General features: G+C 47.4%; 18 protein-coding genes. 6 read left to right on the top strand and 12 right to left on the bottom strand.

Going from position 1 to position 17318, the window contains the following annotated elements; translation table 11 throughout:
* Positions 1–130 precede the first annotated feature (130 nt).
* Positions 131–1357, bottom strand: coding sequence for a nucleoside recognition domain-containing protein (locus tag H9J30_RS06455; protein WP_240130272.1), 1227 nt, complete (start codon positions 1355–1357; stop codon positions 131–133).
* Between the two features lie 181 nt (positions 1358–1538).
* Here H9J30_RS06455 and rsmF point away from each other — a divergent pair, with 181 nt between their 5' ends.
* Positions 1539–2963 carry a 16S rRNA (cytosine(1407)-C(5))-methyltransferase RsmF gene (rsmF, locus tag H9J30_RS06460; protein ID WP_240130273.1) on the top strand — a complete coding sequence of 475 codons (1425 nt, stop codon included), beginning with the start codon at positions 1539–1541 and terminating at the stop codon, positions 2961–2963.
* Between the two features lie 230 nt (positions 2964–3193).
* On the opposite strand, the gene H9J30_RS06465 is transcribed toward rsmF, so the two are convergent.
* The 9 genes from H9J30_RS06465 to apbC all read right to left on the bottom strand — a co-directional run bounded on the left by H9J30_RS06465 (position 3194) and on the right by apbC (position 10696).
* Positions 3194–3982, bottom strand: a complete 789-nt coding sequence (locus H9J30_RS06465) for a TatD family hydrolase (protein WP_240130274.1) — start codon at positions 3980–3982, stop codon at positions 3194–3196.
* Positions 3983–4588: 606 nt separating this feature from the next.
* On the bottom strand, positions 4589–4915 hold the full coding sequence (locus tag H9J30_RS06470; RefSeq protein WP_011072560.1) for a PilZ domain-containing protein: 327 nt from the start codon (positions 4913–4915) through the stop codon (positions 4589–4591).
* A 6-nt stretch (positions 4916–4921) separates the two neighbouring features.
* Positions 4922–5878, bottom strand: a complete 957-nt coding sequence (holB, locus tag H9J30_RS06475) for a DNA polymerase III subunit delta' (RefSeq protein WP_240130275.1) — start codon at positions 5876–5878, stop codon at positions 4922–4924.
* The gene (gene tmk, locus H9J30_RS06480) at positions 5872–6501 is read right to left on the bottom strand and encodes a dTMP kinase (RefSeq protein ID WP_240130276.1); all 630 of its coding nucleotides are present in this window, start codon (positions 6499–6501) and stop codon (positions 5872–5874) included. The genes holB and tmk overlap by 7 nt, the downstream gene beginning before the upstream one ends.
* Entirely contained in the window at positions 6498–7508 is a 1011-nt protein-coding gene (gene mltG / locus H9J30_RS06485) for an endolytic transglycosylase MltG (protein ID WP_240130277.1), read from the bottom strand. Before mltG ends, tmk begins: the two co-directional genes overlap by 4 nt.
* Positions 7505–8314 (bottom strand): aminodeoxychorismate lyase, encoded by an 810-nt coding sequence (pabC, locus tag H9J30_RS06490; RefSeq protein WP_240130278.1) that lies wholly within the window; start codon positions 8312–8314, stop codon positions 7505–7507. Before pabC ends, mltG begins: the two co-directional genes overlap by 4 nt.
* Positions 8315–8319: 5 nt before the next feature.
* Positions 8320–8901 carry a dCTP deaminase gene (dcd, locus tag H9J30_RS06495; RefSeq protein ID WP_011072565.1) on the bottom strand — a complete coding sequence of 194 codons (582 nt, stop codon included), beginning with the start codon at positions 8899–8901 and terminating at the stop codon, positions 8320–8322.
* 29 nt (positions 8902–8930) lie between these two features.
* Positions 8931–9569, bottom strand: coding sequence for a uridine kinase (gene udk, locus H9J30_RS06500; protein WP_011072566.1), 639 nt, complete (start codon positions 9567–9569; stop codon positions 8931–8933).
* Positions 9570–9580: 11 nt separating this feature from the next.
* Positions 9581–10696 carry an iron-sulfur cluster carrier protein ApbC gene (apbC, locus tag H9J30_RS06505; protein ID WP_240130347.1) on the bottom strand — a complete coding sequence of 372 codons (1116 nt, stop codon included), beginning with the start codon at positions 10694–10696 and terminating at the stop codon, positions 9581–9583.
* 160 nt (positions 10697–10856) lie between these two features.
* On the opposite strand from apbC, the gene metG reads away from it, so the two are divergent.
* Both metG and H9J30_RS06515 read left to right on the top strand, forming a co-directional pair.
* Positions 10857–12887: a methionine--tRNA ligase gene (gene metG / locus H9J30_RS06510; RefSeq protein WP_240130279.1), complete on the top strand. Its 2031-nt coding sequence runs from the start codon at positions 10857–10859 to the stop codon at positions 12885–12887.
* Positions 12888–13063: 176 nt separating this feature from the next.
* On the top strand, positions 13064–14020 hold the full coding sequence (locus H9J30_RS06515) for an AEC family transporter (protein WP_240130280.1): 957 nt from the start codon (positions 13064–13066) through the stop codon (positions 14018–14020).
* A 233-nt stretch (positions 14021–14253) separates the two neighbouring features.
* Here the strand turns inward: H9J30_RS06515 and H9J30_RS06520 are convergent, their stop codons facing one another.
* Positions 14254–15006, bottom strand: coding sequence for a Nif3-like dinuclear metal center hexameric protein (locus tag H9J30_RS06520; protein WP_240130281.1), 753 nt, complete (start codon positions 15004–15006; stop codon positions 14254–14256).
* Between the two features lie 53 nt (positions 15007–15059).
* Entirely contained in the window at positions 15060–15530 is a 471-nt protein-coding gene (locus tag H9J30_RS06525) for an outer membrane lipoprotein (RefSeq protein ID WP_240130282.1), read from the bottom strand.
* Between the two features lie 54 nt (positions 15531–15584).
* On the opposite strand from H9J30_RS06525, the gene aat reads away from it, so the two are divergent.
* The 3 genes from aat to infA all read left to right on the top strand — a co-directional run bounded on the left by aat (position 15585) and on the right by infA (position 17302).
* Complete coding sequence (gene aat, locus H9J30_RS06530; RefSeq protein ID WP_240130283.1) at positions 15585–16295, top strand: leucyl/phenylalanyl-tRNA--protein transferase; 711 nt, start codon at positions 15585–15587, stop codon at positions 16293–16295.
* Positions 16285–17001: an arginyltransferase gene (locus H9J30_RS06535; protein WP_240130284.1), complete on the top strand. Its 717-nt coding sequence runs from the start codon at positions 16285–16287 to the stop codon at positions 16999–17001. Before aat ends, H9J30_RS06535 begins: the two co-directional genes overlap by 11 nt.
* 82 nt (positions 17002–17083) lie before the next feature.
* Positions 17084–17302, top strand: a complete 219-nt coding sequence (gene infA, locus H9J30_RS06540; RefSeq protein WP_006081934.1) for a translation initiation factor IF-1 — start codon at positions 17084–17086, stop codon at positions 17300–17302.
* The last annotated feature ends 16 nt before the right edge of the window (positions 17303–17318 follow it).

Here is a 17318-nt window from a genome sequence, read left to right on the forward strand (position 1 = left end):
TGCTATCGATTTAAGCTAACACGCTAAAGTATCTAAAGTCTCTAAACGCGATAGTTAACTCTTTAAAATCAGGCGCACTAGGTAAATCCTAATGCGCCTGATTTTTTATCATCTTACAGTCTTATACTACTTATCCATAAAACCAGTAACAAACCACAATGGCGGCACTGATCCCTGCAAAATCGGCCGTTAAACCACAGGCGAGTGCATGGCGCCCGTGACGAATACCCACTGAACCAAAGTAAACCGCAAGCACATAGAAAGTCGTTTCAGTGCTGCCTTGGAAAATCGCCGCCAATCGACCAGCAAAGGAGTCCACTCCGTGGTGTGACATGGTTTCGAGCATCATCGCCCGCGCGCCTGAGCCACTAAAGGGTTTCATTAGCGCCGTTGGCATGGCATCGACAAAGCGAGTATCAAACCCGAACAGGCTCACTCCGCCAGCGATGAGTTGCAGTAGGTAATCCAATGCCCCCGAAGCCCTCAGTAAACCAATGGCCAGTAACATAGCCAGCAAGTACGGAATGAGTTGAATAGATTGATTAAACCCCGCCTTCGCCCCTTCAATAAACTCATCATAAATAGCCACTTTTCGCACGCCAGCCACCAGCACAAAACTAAATACCAGTAGCAATAATATCCCGTTACCCATCGCGGTCGAGACAGTACCAATCGCTTCGGCGGTTAACGTCATCAGATAAAAGCCGCTGGCGACTAATGCCGAGAGGATCACCGCGCCATATCCTAGTACCACAGCATTAAGCAGTGATAGTCGCTGAACAAATGCAACGGTCAGCAATCCCGCTAATGTTGATGCAGAGGTAGCTAGGAGTATCGGCAAAAAAATATCCGCAGGTGCAGCAGCCCCCTGCTGGGCACGGTACAAAAACACCGTGACAGGCACTAAAGTCACCGAGGAGGTATTGAGCACTAAGAATAGAATTTGTGCGTTGGTAGCAACGGTTTTCACCGGATTAAGACTCTGCAAATCCTGCATAGCCTTTAAACCTAAGGGGGTTGCGGCATTATCCAGCCCAAACACATTAGCTGTTAAGTTCATGGTCATACTGCCAAAAGCAGGATGCCCCTTAGGCACTTCGGGCATTAAGCGGCGTAGCAATGGCTCAAATATAAATGCAATGGCTCCAACCACCCCCGCTTTTTCACCAATGCGCATCAAGCCCATCCACAGGGATAAAACCCCGACTAAGCCTAAGGCAATTTCGGCTGACAGTTTTGCGCTGGCAAATAGCGCCTCAACAGCATTAGCGAGCACGTCAATATGCCCATTCGCGAGTTGTACCCCTATCGCCAACAGCGATGTGAGGAAAAACACTAACCACACCCGATTCAACACTCTGCCCCTACCTTATTTTTTATTATTTTGTCTTCGTTTTGCACATTTCTGACTTAATGCAAAGCGGTCACGCCAGCCGCTAAATCCCCCAACAGCGCGGCATAAAACGCAGGATAAAATCCCTGCCCCAGTAAGGGATTATGATATACTTGCAACAGTTGATACACAGCCTAATCCCGTTATGGTTCAATTAAATCAAAATTTTATCAATACAATTTCCCAAGAATTACCTGCTCATCTCTCAATGGACGACTTTATTGCCGCCTGTGCGAGACCACTTAGGCGTTCTATTCGCGTCAATACCTTAAAGATCACCAGCGAGGATTTTAAGCGCTTAATGCAGCCTAAAGGATGGACCTTTGAACCCATTCCTTGGTGTAAGGACGGTTTTTGGATAAGTTACGATGAAGAAGAACAGCTAGGTAACGCCCTCGAACATATTCAGGGCTTATTCTATATCCAAGAAGCCAGCTCCATGCTACCACCGACCGCGCTATTTACTCCCAATGCAGATTGGCAATGTGTGTTGGACTTAGCTGCAGCACCCGGTTCTAAAACCACGCAAATTGCCGCCTTAATGAACAATCAGGGCTTATTGGTTGCCAATGAATATTCCGCAAGTCGCGTTAAAGTGTTACATGCCAATGTGCTGCGCATGGGAGCGAGCCACTGCGCCCTAACCCACTTCGATGGCAGGGTATTTGGTGAATATCTGTATGAAAATTTTGACGCGGTATTAATTGATGCGCCCTGTGGCGGTGAAGGCACAGTCCGTAAAGATGCTGACGCCTTAAAATCTTGGTCGCTGGATGAGGTTATCGCCATTAGCGAAACCCAAAAAGCACTTATCGAATCAGCATTTTTGGCCTTAAAACCCGGTGGCAGCCTAGTTTACTCGACTTGCACACTCAATCGGCACGAAAACCAAGGCGTATGTGAATATTTGCAGCAGACTTATGGCGATGCAGTGCAATTTGAATCCTTAAGCCAACTGTTTGATGGTGCAGACAAAGCCACCACACCTGAAGGCTTTTTACACGTTTGGCCGCAGATTTACGACAGCGAAGGCTTTTTTGTCGCGAAGCTAACTAAAACCCGCTCGGTGCCTCGTATTCAGCCTGAACCTAAGCTACAAAAAAACTTCCCTTTTACCGAGGCGAGTCCTAAACAAGCAAAAGCCATTCAAGCGTATTTTGCCGATGATCTGGGTATCGAACTGCCCGATGAGCTTATCATGGTTCGCGACGACGAGTTTTGGCTCTTCCCGCGTGAATTTACTGACTTTATTGGCAAAATGCGCTTTCAGAGGATAGGGCTTAAACTTGCTGATCACAGTAAACATGGCTTCAAGGTCCGCCATGAGGCCGTAATTGCATTGGCAGATACCCAAGCCAACATTATCGAGATTAATGATGAACAGGCCAAAGAATACTTGATGGGACGAGATATTGCCCTCGATACCACCACAAAAGCCCAAGGCGAAATCATTGTCTGTTATGGTGGCGCTCCCTTAGGTATGGCCAAACATTTAGGCAACAAATTAAAAAACAACCTGCCCAGAGACTTAGTGAAAGATAAGGTCTTATTGTTACCACCGCAGGCATAATAGTTATAGTTCAGCGATTTTTTAGCTTTAAATAGCCTAAAAAAGGGAAAGGAGAAAGTGTCACTCGCACTAAACTCAACTACACTGATTCTATTGTAAAGCGCGCCATATGGCGCTTTCAGCTGTAGCGCACGGCTCTTTAACGAGCCATTCCCCTAGGCCCAAACAGCTAGACTCGTTTTGGGCCTTTTTTTATGGGCTTTTTATAGATTTAGCGGGTGGATAAGGTATCAACGTCCGATAAGACGCGCCGCATCCTTAAACAAGTTAAAGAAGTTTTCACTCGTATACTGTGCAAGCTCTTCGTAACGCTCTCCCCTAAGCTCTGCCACAAACTCCGCCACATCACGCACATAGGCGGGTTGATTTTCCTGCCCGCGATGTGGAATAGGCGCAAGATAAGGCGAATCGGTTTCCACCAGTAAGCGCTCTTTCGGCACTTTGCGGATCACGGTTCTTAACTCACCAGCATTCTTAAAGGTCACAATGCCTGAAACGGAAATATAAAAACCTAAGTCAATCGCCGCCTTGGCCATTTCCCAGTTTTCAGTAAAGCAGTGTAATACGCCACCAACCTTATCTGCCTGACCCGCTTTTAGCATATTGATGGTATCTTCACGGGCGTCACGGGTATGTACAATAAGCGGCTTATTAACTTCAAGGGCTAAAGCAATTTGCTGCTCAAAACACTGTTGTTGCAGGGCTTTGGTTTCATCGGCATAAAAATAATCTAGGCCTGTTTCACCAATCGCGATCACTTTAGGCTCCAGCGCAAAGCGGCGAATTTGCTCAACATCGAGGCCGTCTTTCACATCCAGCGGATGCACGCCCGAAGACAAAAACACCTGCCCGAAAGCAGCAACCTTGTCGCGCATCGATTCAAACCCTTGCTGGCGCACATTCACACAGAGCATATAGTCGACACCGCGCGCCTTAGCGTTAGCGAGGATAAGTTCTAAGGTTTGTTGATCAGGCGCCGCTTTAAGGCGATCGAGATGGCAATGTGAATCGATAAGCACAGCAATTTCCAAGCAGTGAAACAAAAGGTGTACAAGGATACTCAGCGATGGGATCGAGGTCAAATATCGCTAAGGTTTCACTTGGTACAAAATAACCTAAGATCTAGATAAAACACATCAAACTGCATTGTGAAATGCTTACAGGAATATTTGACTTGAAAAGGCGCGCTATTAACGCGTAAATTCGCCTTGTTATTAGGGCGTGTGACGTTTCAGGGTTATTTTTGCCGCAATTTGGCTCACCGTTTATGCAAGGCAAACCGTGCTGTGTAGTTATTCTACATAAACGGACGATAACGCAGCAGAAACGTCAGCCAAATGCTGCCCGAAGGGTTCGTCTGGCAAGCCATTGCGCTTACTTTCTGTCATAAGAGCCGCTCGTCATGTGAGTCGAATAACGACACATCATTCCTCGTTTCGCTAGCACAAGCTTGCCAGAACGAACAAAATTTAATATCTAAACGTCAACACGCCCTAGCACAAAGCGCAAGTTTGAAATTAAGTAATTGAAATTTTTGTGGTGTTGATTGCATTTATCCATCTCTTAACCCAAGTTGAGGTTAAATCGCTAAGTGTAGCCTGAGATAGCAGTGCTATGCGTTACAGTTACATAGTACAGGTTAAATCGCCTGAGGAAAGTTCACGGGATAACAGCTTTTCAATATGATGTTTGTGGCTGTCTGGCTCTGAAACTATCTTGATACCAATCCCTACAGGGCGACCACCTGACGCGCCCAAAGGGTTAATCCACACCACGACGCCTCGAAACTCGTTTGATGTTGTCGCTCCAGGTAACCGGTAAGCAATGGTTAAGGTCTCACCGAGATAATGTGTCTCACCCGTGGCAACAAACAGCCCTGCCGGCTTAATGAACGGCATATAGGCTCGATAAAGCTGATGTAAGGTATCAAAATTAACGACAAGATCGACCATGGTACGTTACTTATTTGTTATTTTTCTATATTCTAAAACATAACTTTGACACAAGCCCAAATAATTGACACTTGGCATGGCACTTAAGCTATGACACATTCCCATGACTTTCGCCGCCAAGTTCCCTATTTGCGCCTGAACATACGCATCTTGGTTGCCATTCTTCAATAAAATTTGTCTCAGAAGTAAGTATAAAACCTTAAGAGCATCAATAATTTGCTGTTCACTTATTATTAACAAGCTAGCACACAGATGGCCTGACGACAAACTTTGCGCCCAATCTTTGCGAAAACCTAATAAGGTTTGATAACGACTAGGGTGCGTGCCATCTGACTGCAAACTCTCTGCCAACTTTAATGGGCCGCCGACCACACTCAAGCACCAAGTCACATCCTCTTGGATCTGGCATTGCTGAATTAGCCAATTTTTGATCAAGGTCTTAGACGGAACCACAAAGGGAAGTCTTTGACAACGGCTGCTGATCGTGGCCATTAAACGTGCAGGCGTATCGGAATGTAACAACAATAAGGTGTCTTTACCCGGCTCTTCGAGTGTCTTAAGTAGCGCATTAGCAGATGCTGAGTTTAAGCGCTCGCTATGGTGGATAATGGCTACACGGCGGCCACTTTGCTGGGCGGTCGCACTTAAGCGGCTACAAAGCTCACGAATTTGATCGACTTTGATTTGATGACCATCGGCCTCGATTTGATAAAAATCGGGATGATTACCCGCATCAAATAACTGGCAGGACTTACAAAAACCGCATCCTCCCGTATGAGTGGGTTGTGAACACATGGCAGCGCGCGCCATGAACACACTCAAGAGTTCCCCACCATAGGCGGAATCGATACCCACTAACTGCGCATGGGGGACTTTTTGGGTTTGTAGCTGGGTTAAAAACGCCTGTCTTGGCACATCGAGCCAAGGCAGGCTTAACACATCAAATCCACTGTGCTCTACCATGCCATCGCCTGTAACACGGCCAGAATATCTTTATGCACTTCGGCCATCGTTTGGCTGGCATCAATCACTACGATACACTCATCTTCACTGGCAAGTTTGAGGTAAGTTGCGCGTGCCCGCTCAAAAAAATCAATGGCTTGTTGCTCAATTCTATCAAGTTCACCCCGCTTTGCCGCACGTTGCAGCCCAAGTTTAGGGTCAAGGTCAAGATAGAGTGTTAAATCGGGTTTAAACCCTTTTAGTGTTGCGTTACTTACGGCCTCCACTAAAGGCATTAAGCCGCGTCCACCGCCTTGATATGCAAGGGATGATAGATTGTGCCTATCTCCAAGTACCCAGTTTCCTTGGGCTAAAGCAGGTTTGATCACATTAGCAACCAGTTGCGCTCTGGCGGCATAGATAAGTAAACATTCGGACTCGTCACATAAGGGATCGCTTGGGTCGGCAATTTTCACTAAATCACGAATGCGCTCGGCCAGCGGCGTCCCGCCCGGCTCGCGGGTGCATACGGGTGCGAGCCCTGTGTGTTTTTCAATAAAATCACGAATAAGGGCAATCGCACTCGATTTGCCAGCGCCTTCCAGTCCTTCAACTACGATGAATTTGGCGGATGCTTGGGTCATTTTTTCTTTCTCTGATAAATATCCACGGCGCGGTTATGCTCTTCCAAGGTGGTTGAAAACACATGGGTGCCGTCGTTACGCGACACAAAATACAAATAACTGACCTTGGCAGGTTTAGACACCGCCTGCAATGAGGCCTTGCTCGGAGCCGCAATCGGCGTGGGTGGTAAACCGAAAATTCGGTAGGTATTAAACGGCGTATCTTCGACTAAATCCTTACGAGTGATATTGCCTTTAAATCTATCTCCCATACCGTAAATCACCGTGGGATCGGTTTGCAACTTCATCCCAAGATTCAGTCTATTGATAAAGACGCCAGCGATTTGATCGCGCTCAAAAGCTTGGCCGGTTTCCTTTTCAACAATCGAAGCCAAGATCAGCATCTGATAACGCGATTTTAGTGGTAAACCAGGCACTCGCTCCGCCCACGCTTTGGCGAGCTCCTGCTCCATCATTTTGTAACTTTGGGTAAGCAATTCCCTGGCATCACTGTCTGCGGTGTAGTGATAAGTATCAGGGAAAAACTTGCCTTCCGGTAACGCCGAATCATCCCCCTGATCCATCAATACGGCACTGAAAACCTCTGGGGTTAATTGTAAATGGGGCGCGTTTGCGAGTTGTTGTTCCCACTCCGCAATGGTTTTGCCTTCAACGAGGGTCACGCTAAAGATTTTCACCTTACCATTGACTAAGTCATTGAGTAGATCGGCAAGCGTCTGCGAAGGGGTCATCTCATAAAGACCAGTGCGGATCTTAGCCAGCTCAGGGCGTAATTTGAGCAGCCATTTGAGTTTCCATTTATCTTGGATCACGCCATCGGTTTCTAGCTGCTGTGCCAACTGGTGCACACTCGTACCACGGGCAATGGTTAATTCTTTGGCTTCGGTTAAGACTAGAGGCGTTTGACTGTAATCAATAATCGTACGGTAACCCCAATAACCAACTAAGCAAGCTAAGGTCAGCAAGGCCAATAAGGTAGAGCTTGCGATCAGAATGAGTTTTTTCATAGTGAGAGTGAAAGTGTTTGTCTAAGATCTTCGGTCAAAGGAGAAGGCTTGAAGCTGTGCGAATCGATCGCGAGTACATCTACTACGCCTAAGACACTGTTAGTGATAAATGCCGAGTCAAACTCCACTAAACGCTCGGCGCCAAACGGCAAACAATCGATATTCATCTGCCGTGCAAGTAAGGCTAACATAACTTGCTCGCGCATCACACCAGCAACGCCACAGCGTTCCAACGATGGGGTAATCACTTGATTGCCTTTGAAAAAAAAGATATTTGCCATAGAGGACTCAATCACCTTACCCATACAATCGAGTACAAGCCAATCATCATACCCCTGCGGTAAAGGGGCTGATTTAATCAGCACTTGCTCAAGGCGATTAAGGTGTTTTATCCCCGCCAATAAGGGTTGATGCCCCAATTGTACGGCAGAGGTTTTAAGACGAATACCCTGGTGCTGCCACGCAGCATAATGGACAGGAATGGGATGAACAGAAACGACTTCCGTGACATTAGCCTGCTCAGGAGGCGCATAGCCTCGGCCCCCAACCCCACGTGTAACCATCAATTTAATACAGTGCTGTGGATACTGCGCGGCGAGTGTATCGAGCTGCTCGGCAAGGGCTGAACTCATTTGCCAGTCAAACCCAAGCCTTGCTGCACCAGCCTCTAAACGTGCTTGGTGCTGCTGAAAAAATAAAATGCCACGCTTACTACTTCGCATCGTGGCAAAGAGGCCATCACCATAGGCAAGCCCCCTATCCGTTGGGGCAATGCTTGCGTGTAATACCCCATTAACCCAAATCAAGGGTATTAGTCCTGGCTGATACGGCTGGCAACCGCATCCTGCTGATCTTTATACTTGGCATTTTTGCGCTTGTTGTACGGACGCGCAACTGGGCCACTTAAACGTTCAAAGTTTAACGCACCAATTGTCATCCGTGGGCGCAGTGCTAAGGGCAACTTACCACTGTTATAAAACTCGAGCACAATTTTACCCTGCCAGCCCGGATCAATACGATGCGCGGTCACGTGTACCATCAAGCCTAAACGCGCCAGAGAGGAGCGGCCATCGAGCCAACCGACAATATCAGCAGGCAGCGTCACGCTCTCATAGGTCACGGCTAAGGCCAGCTCTCCAGGATGCAGGAAGAAGGCTTCGCCGTCGGGAATTTCGATGATTTCACTCATCACCCGATCCAGTGCAGCCTGGACTTCGCCACTTGGACCACTGAGATCGATAAAAGGCGCGGTATGATCTTTAAAGACGCGAAATTGCCCCCCTAATCGCACATCAACACTCACACCTGATATTGCATCGTTGTTTGGGCGAGGTTCAATCACAATTGTGCCGTTATCAAGGGCCTGTTCAATTTCGATATCGGTTAAGCGCATCTTGCCTTTTACTCCCTAAGTATTGGTCGTTATTTTGCCAGTAGATGTTGGATACGAGTCTTCAAAATATCGGTCGCGATACGGTTTTTGCCGCCGCGGGGCACGATAATATCAGCGTATTGTTTTGAAGGTTCAATAAATTGCAGGAACATAGGACGGACAGTTTTCTTGTACTGTGAAATCACCGATTCCATCGTACGGCCACGTTCTGCCACGTCGCGGGTTAAACGGCGCAGGAAACAAATGTCCAACGGTGTATCCATAAACACGCTGGCGTCCATCAATTCACGTAATTTAGGATCAGTTAACAGCAGGATGCCCTCTAAAATGATCACTTTTTTAGGGGTCATTTTCACGGTTTCGGCCATACGCGTATGTTCGGTATAGCTATAGCAAGGGATATCAACAGCTTCGCCAGACTTTAGCAACTGCAAGTGCGTGCATAGCAGCTGATGGTCTAACGCTTTGGGATGGTCGTAGTTTGTTAACACCCGCTCATCCATGGATAAATGACTCTGATCGCGATAGTACGCGTCTTCGTTAATTACCCCAATCTGATCTGTGCCTAAATCGCGGCGAAGTTCGTCAAAAATCGTCTTGGCAATTAAACTCTTGCCCGATGCTGACGCGCCAGCAATTGCAATAATGACACACTGCTGAGAATTCATACCCTTAAACCTTACTCGTCATCTGATACGCTAATAGAAACTGTTTTTTGGCTCTGTTTGAGGGCCAATTCGGCGCCCACTTTACGGGCGATTTCCCGGTAAAGCGCCGCGACCTCACTGTCGGGGTCGGCTACCACTGTCGGTGCACCGACATCCATGGCTTCACGGATATTGATATGCAGCGGCAAGGCGCCTAATAGTGGTACTTGGTAACGCTCAGCCATTTTACTGCCACCGTGCGTACCAAAGGGGTGCTCTTTATGACCACATTCTGGGCATAAATGGAAACTCATATTCTCAACGATCCCCAGCACTGGAATGTTCACTTTCTGGAACATAGTGATGCCTTTTTTGGCATCGGCCAGCGCGATATCCTGCGGAGTGGTGACAATCACCGCGCCGCTCACTGGCACTTTTTGCGACAGGGTTAATTGAATATCCCCAGTGCCCGGTGGCATATCGACGACTAAATAATCTAGCTCTGGCCATTGGGTTTCATTCAAGAGCTGCGCAAGCGCGCCCGCCGCCATCGGACCACGCCACACAGCCGCTTCATCACCACTTAACATAAACCCTATCGATTGGGCAGCAATGCCATGGGCACTGGCTGCGGTCATATGTTTGCCATCGGGGGAAACGGGTCTGAAATTGGGGATACCCAACATTAAGGGAACAGACGGGCCATAAATATCGGCATCTAAAATCCCGACCTGCGCGCCCTCAGCGGCCAGTGCTAAAGCAAGGTTAACCGCAGTGGTCGATTTACCCACACCGCCTTTACCGGATGCGACCGCAATCACTTGCTTCACATTGGCAATCGGTGCGATAGAGGCAATAGCCGAATACACCTTAGGTTGGAAATCGATTTCACATTCGACTTCATCGATAGCATCGAGTACAGCTAACTTGTTGGTCAGCGCCATTACAGTATCGCGATACTGGGTCATACAAGGATATGGATAGACTAAGCCAAGCTGTAACCGCTTACCTTCTATCGCTAATTTATTCACGCATCCTGCGCTCACTAACCCTTTAGCTAAATACGGGTCGATATATGCATCGAGAATGGCCAGAACTGGCCCGAGAAGATCGTCACTCAGACGATAATCAGTTTGAGTTGAAGACAAAAGCATTACCCCCACCAATAAATTTGCCCAAGTGTACCAGATAATGACAAAAACATTAGCGCAGTTTTAACCCAATTGACTCAGGTTTTGATGAAAATCATCCTGTAATCGGTTAGTATCTCAACCATTATTTTTGGCCCACCACGATATTTGAGACAAGATGGCAACTTCACAACGTAAAATTCTCGTGACCAGCGCACTTCCCTATGCGAACGGACCGATTCATTTAGGTCATATGCTGGAATACATCCAGACGGATATCTGGTCGCGTTATCAAAAGCTTCGTGGACATGAGTGCCACTATATTTGTGCCGATGACGCCCACGGCACACCGATCATGCTTAAAGCACAGCAATTAGGCATGGCGCCAGAAGAGATGATTGCTCAAGTCAACAAAGAGCATCAGCAGGATTTCGCCGATTTTAATATCGCCTTCGATAATTATCACAGCACCCACAGTGACGAAAACCGCGTGCTGGCAAGTGATATTTACTTAAAACTGCGCGCAAACGGCTATATCAAAAGCAAGAGCATTTCTCAGCTATTTGACCCTGAAAAGTCGATGTTCTTGCCGGACCGCTTCGTAAAAGGCACCTGCCCTAAGTGTAAATCGCCCGATCAATATGGCGATAACTGTGATGCCTGCGGCGCGACCTACAGCCCAACTGAGCTGATTAACCCAAAATCGGCCGTCTCTGGCGCGACGCCTGTGATGAAAGACACTGAGCACTTCTTCTTCGATCTCCCCGCCTTCGAAGACATGCTAAAAGAGTGGACTCGCTCCGGTGCACTGCAAACCGAAATGGCCAACAAACTCGACGAATGGTTTGAGCAAGGCCTGCAGCAGTGGGATATCACCCGTGACGCACCTTACTTTGGCTTTGAAATCCCTGATGCACCGGGCAAATACTTCTACGTGTGGTTAGATGCGCCTATCGGTTACATGGGTTCATTCAAAAATCTTTGTGACAAACGCCCTGAGCTAAGCTTCGATGAATTTTGGGCGAAGGATTCTAAAGCCGAGGTTTACCACTTTATCGGTAAGGACATTGTCTACTTCCACAGCCTGTTCTGGCCAGCAATGCTTTATGGATCGGGTTATCGCCAGCCAAACAGCGTTTACGCCCACGGCTATGTGACAGTCAATGGCGCTAAGATGTCTAAATCTAAGGGCACCTTTATTAAGGCTCGCACTTACTTAGATCACTTAGATCCTGAATACTTACGTTACTACTACGCGGCTAAACTCAGTAGCCGTATCGACGATTTAGACCTCAATCTTGAAGACTTCGCCCAGCGCGTAAACTCAGATCTGGTCGGTAAGCTAGTAAACTTAGCCTCGCGCACCGCAGGTTTTATCACTAAGCGCTTCGATGGCAAGCTCGCGAAGATTGCTGATACCACGCTAACTGAGGCGTTTTTAGCCAAGCAAGAGCAAATCGCTGAGTTTTATGAGACCCGTGAATACGGTAAAGCGATGCGTGAAATCATGGCACTAGCGGACATCGCCAATGGTTTTGTCGCCGATGCTGCGCCTTGGCAGTTAGTTAAGCAAGATGATCAGCAGGAAGCGGCCCACCAAGTATGTTCAATCGCCTTGAACCTGTTCCGCATTTTGGTGACTTACTTAAAGCCTGTATTGCCACGCTTAGCACAAGACGTTGAAGCCTTCTTCCAGCAAACCCTAACTTGGGATGCCTTGAGCCAAGATATGGCCGGCCACGAAATTGCGCCATTCAAAGCCATGATGCAACGTGTTGAGTTAGACAAAGTTGAAGCTATGGTGGCCGACTCTAAGGAAAACCTGCAAGCCACAACTGAGCCGGAAGCACCTAAAGGCCCATTAGCGACCGATCCGATTAGCGACACGATCAACTATGAAGATTTCGCTAAAATCGATCTGCGAATTGCGCGTATCGTCAAAGCTGAGCATGTGGCCGAAGCCGACAAACTGTTAAAACTGCAACTCGATATCGGCGGCGAAACCCGTCAGGTATTTGCGGGGATCAAATCGGCCTACTCGCCTGAAGATCTCGAAGGCAAGCTAACCGTAATGGTCGCCAACCTTGCACCGCGCAAAATGCGTTTTGGCATGTCAGAAGGCATGGTACTAGCCGCAGGCCCTGGTGGTAGCGATTTGTGGATTTTAGAACCCCATGAAGGTGCACAACCTGGTATGCGGGTGAAGTAATCACCGCAAAATCTAAATAAGGCCGCATTGATGCGGCCTTATTTATTGGTATACACATCCCTTTGCGCTTAATCAGGGAGCGTAACCTGAGGTAGCCTCGACAAGTGACTGACAGTGCGACACTATCGCGGCTATGGCTAAGCAATAACACACGGTGAAATCATCAAGGAGACGTTATGGGCAATATCATTGAGCAGTTGTTGTTTTCTGCCTCGATAACCGGCCCCATCTGTTTAATGTTAGCCCTAGGCGTCTTGCTTAAACGCACTCAAGTAATTGACGAGCACTTTATTGATGTCGCCTCCAAACTGGTTTTTAATGTCACACTGCCTGCGTTGTTGTTTTTAAGCATTATTAATTCCCACCATGATCTTGCCGCCAGTGCACCGTTAATAGGCTATGGTCTATTGGCTAATCTGCTGTTTTTTATGCTTTACACCTACGCGACAAAACGACTGTTCCCTGCGCCAAGGGATCAAGGCGTTATTATCCAAGGGGGATTTAGGGCCAATACAGCCATTATCGGCTTAGCCTATGTGTCTAATGCCTATGGCGAATCGGGCGTTGCCTTAGCCGCAGTTTATGTGGCGTCTATGACGCTGCTCTATAATATTCAAGCCGTGATTTGCTTAAGTTCTAAGGGTGAGGAATCAAGCCGCCACGCTTTTACGGTGATCATAAAAACCATCACAAAAAATCCGCTGATCATTGCCATTATCCTTGGCATGCTGTTTTATCTGCTGGCGATCCCCGTACCTAAAATGGTCCTCGATGCCGGACAATACTTTGCCAATATGACGCTCCCATTAGCACTGCTCTGCACCGGCGGCTCACTCGATATTGGCTCGCTTAAGCATGAAAAGTATTCAACTTGGTTTTCGACCGCCTTAAAACTTATCTTTGCTCCACTGTTTATCACCTTAGGCGCCTTGATACTTGGCTATCGTGGGGTCGAACTCGCCTTAGTCTTTTTAATGAGTGCGGCGCCTACAGCGGCTGCCAGTTACGTGATGGCGCGGACCATGGGAGGAAACGCCACGCTTGCAGCCAATATTATCGCCTTGACCACCGTTTGCTCACTGTTCACTTGCACCTTAGGTATTTTTATCCTGACAATTTATGGATTAATCTAAGGCGGGTAAAAATGAGGAGGACTGAGCCCACCTTGAGCCTCGTTGTTCTCGAAAGAATTGACTTGTTAAAAAACCTTGCCTGATCCAGCAAGACCCTGTGGTCATGCAACCTGAAAATAACAGGGCTAGGATTACATCAAAACATAAAGGCGAGCTTAGCTCGCCTTTACTGATGAGTTTTATTGAGGATAACGCACCGTTTGAGTCGAACTCTATGTACTAAACAAGGCGTGTCACACAGGGTTAGTGATATCCACAAAATGGTGCACTAAATTAAATTCGCGAGCGAGATGTCGTCCTAGCGCCTCAATACCAAAACGCTCAGTGGCATGGTGACCCGCGCCGTAATAATGTATCCCCTGCTCCACCGCGCTGTGGAAGGTACGCTCTGACACTTCACCGCTGATAAACGCATCCACACCAAGGCTTGCTGCAACATCGATATAATCCTGCGCACCGCCAGTACACCAAGCTAAGTATTGGATTTCATCTGAACTTTCACCAATATGCAATGGGTCTCTGCCAAGCACATCAGCTAACATCGCTGCAAACTCGCTGGCACTCATCGGCAAATCAAGCTTTCCTCGCCACACTAATCCTTGCGCCACATCTTCTACTGCTTCGGCATCTAAAATGCCCAGTTTACGGCCTAAGGTCGCATTGTTGCCTAACATTGGGTGGGCATCTAAAGGTAAGTGATAACCAAAAAGATTGATATCGTGGGCGAGCAGCGCTTTGATCCGCCGCTGCTTCATGCCGGTGATCACTTCAGGCTCACTCTTCCAAAAGAACCCATGGTGCACCAAAATTGCATCCGCTTTCAGGCGAATCGCTTCATCAATTAATGCTTGGCAGGCGGTGACCCCTGTCACTATGGTGCGGATCTCAGCCTTGCCTTCAACCTGCAACCCATTGGGGGCGTAATCTTTGAAAGCCGATACTCGCAAAAAATCGGCTAAATATTGGGTTAGTTCTGTCCGTGTCATTCCATCACCGTTTAACGTCTTACTTTGTTGATTCTTTTGGCAGTTAGGTTTGATTACATCGCTAAATCAATGCGCACACCACCTTGCAAGTACACTACCCGTACCCTATCTCCCGCATTAAATATCATGCCGGGATCATAATCTTGGATCACCATGACTTGACTGCCATCTTCCTGCGTGATCATCAACTCCACCAGTTTGAGTGTTTGAACCGTCGTACCACTACCGTAACGATTGCCAACGCCCGCACCAATTAAGGCGCCCAATACTGTCGCGATATCTTGGCCTGAGCCACCACCGAACTGATGGCCGATAACACCACCAGCCAAGGCACCACCAAAAGTTTTCCAGCCTTGATTTCGGTCTTCAATCAATTGTGTTTCGGTGATATTTCGCACTGAATTAATATCTCCATAAAGCACTTTCTCAACTGGTACGGCCTGATTGCGATCGTACCCCGCCTGTACTGGAGATATCACAAAAGCACAAATCAACATAAAGCTTGCTAGTGTAGGTTTCCACATATCCGAATTTCCGCTAACTTAATAGAAGGGTTTATTACTGAATCATACGCAATTGTGAAGTCACTGTCTTTTCTGAATCACGAGTTTGAAGCTTTTCCTTCACCCGAACTCGCCTTAACCGATCCTAACGGCTTACTGGCGATAGGAGGTGACCTACGCCCAGAGCGTTTATTGACCGCTTATTATCATGGGATTTTTCCTTGGTTTAACGCAGAAGATCCTATTTTGTGGTGGTCACCCGATCCCCGCGCCATTTTCATTCCTGGGCAAGTTAATATCAGTACCAGCCTACGTAAATATATAAAAAAACAGCCTTGGCGCTTTACGATTAATCATGCCTTTACCGACGTGATGGTGGGTTGTGCACAGCCAAGGCCTAAACAAGCAGGAACTTGGATAACCCATGAAATACAAATGGCTTACCGCGAGCTGCACCATAATGGTCATGCCCATTCCGTCGAAGTCTGGCACGGCGAGCGTTTAATTGGCGGTCTTTATGGCATTGCCATCGGCCAAGTATTTTGTGGCGAATCCATGTTCCACCGCAAAACCAATGCTTCTAAAGCCGCTATGGCTGTTTTACAACAACATTTAATCAAGATGAACTTTAAACTTATCGATGCACAAGTAATGAATCCCCACCTCGAAAGCCTAGGTGCCAAGGCGCTTAAGCGTGTTGATTTTATTCAGCTTTTAACCCAATTTAGGGATGAAGTAGTCATCCCAGCGGCTTGGATACCGAGCGAGGTCTCCCTTGAACTCTAACGCCAATAACACCCCGATCGCTATCGGGATCAGCCAAGTGTTCCCCTGCAGTTACCTCGATGGACAGCAAGAACAATTATTAGTGATCCAAGAAGATACACTCGACCCCATTTTATTTGAACGCCTATTAGCCATCGGCTTTCGGCGCAGTGGAAGTGCCATTTATAAACCCCGCTGCCCTCGTTGCAGCGCCTGTCAACCAATTAGAGTCCCCATCCAAGAATTTATGCCTTCGAAACGGCAAAAACGCACCTTAGCCCATAACCGCGATTTAACTTGGCGTATCACCACTGAACATACCGAAACACAATATGCTTTATATGATAAATACATTCGCGAGCGGCACTTTGATGGCCCCATGTATCCGCCGAGCAAAGCCCAATATGAGCAATTTTTATTCTGCCATTGGCTGCCACCCACGTTTATTGAAGTCTATGATGGTAATCGACTTGTAGCTGTTGCTGTTACCGACACTCTGCCAAATAGCCTTTCGGCCATTTACAGTTATTTTGACCCCGATGAAGAACGACGTTCCCTAGGTGTTTTGTTGATCTTACTCCAGTGCAGATTGGCGAAATTACAGGGTAAAGCATTCCTTTATCTCGGATATCAAATAGATGCCAATCGCAAAATGTCTTACAAGCGCTTATACCGCCCTTACCAGATTTTAACTCCTCAAGGCTGGGATTATTCCCAAGTTTGCTAGGTAGTTCCCCTTTACAGCAAGATGAATTTGCGGCATGATACGCCGGTTTTTTATATTCGAAAGCTAATGGGATAAACAATTAATGGCGAAAGAAGATAACATTGAAATGCAAGGCACTATCCTTGAAACCTTGCCAAACACAATGTTTCGCGTAGAGCTTGAAAATGGTCATGTGGTGATAGCCCACATTTCTGGCAAAATGCGCAAAAACTACATCCGGATCCTAACTGGTGACAAAGTCACAGTTCAGCTGACCCCTTATGATCTGACCAAAGGTCGTATTGTCTTCCGCGCACGCTAATATTCCCCTTTAGTTG

The organism is Shewanella cutis (genome assembly GCF_022410515.1).
Taxonomy (GTDB): Bacteria; Pseudomonadota; Gammaproteobacteria; order Enterobacterales; family Shewanellaceae; genus Shewanella; species Shewanella cutis.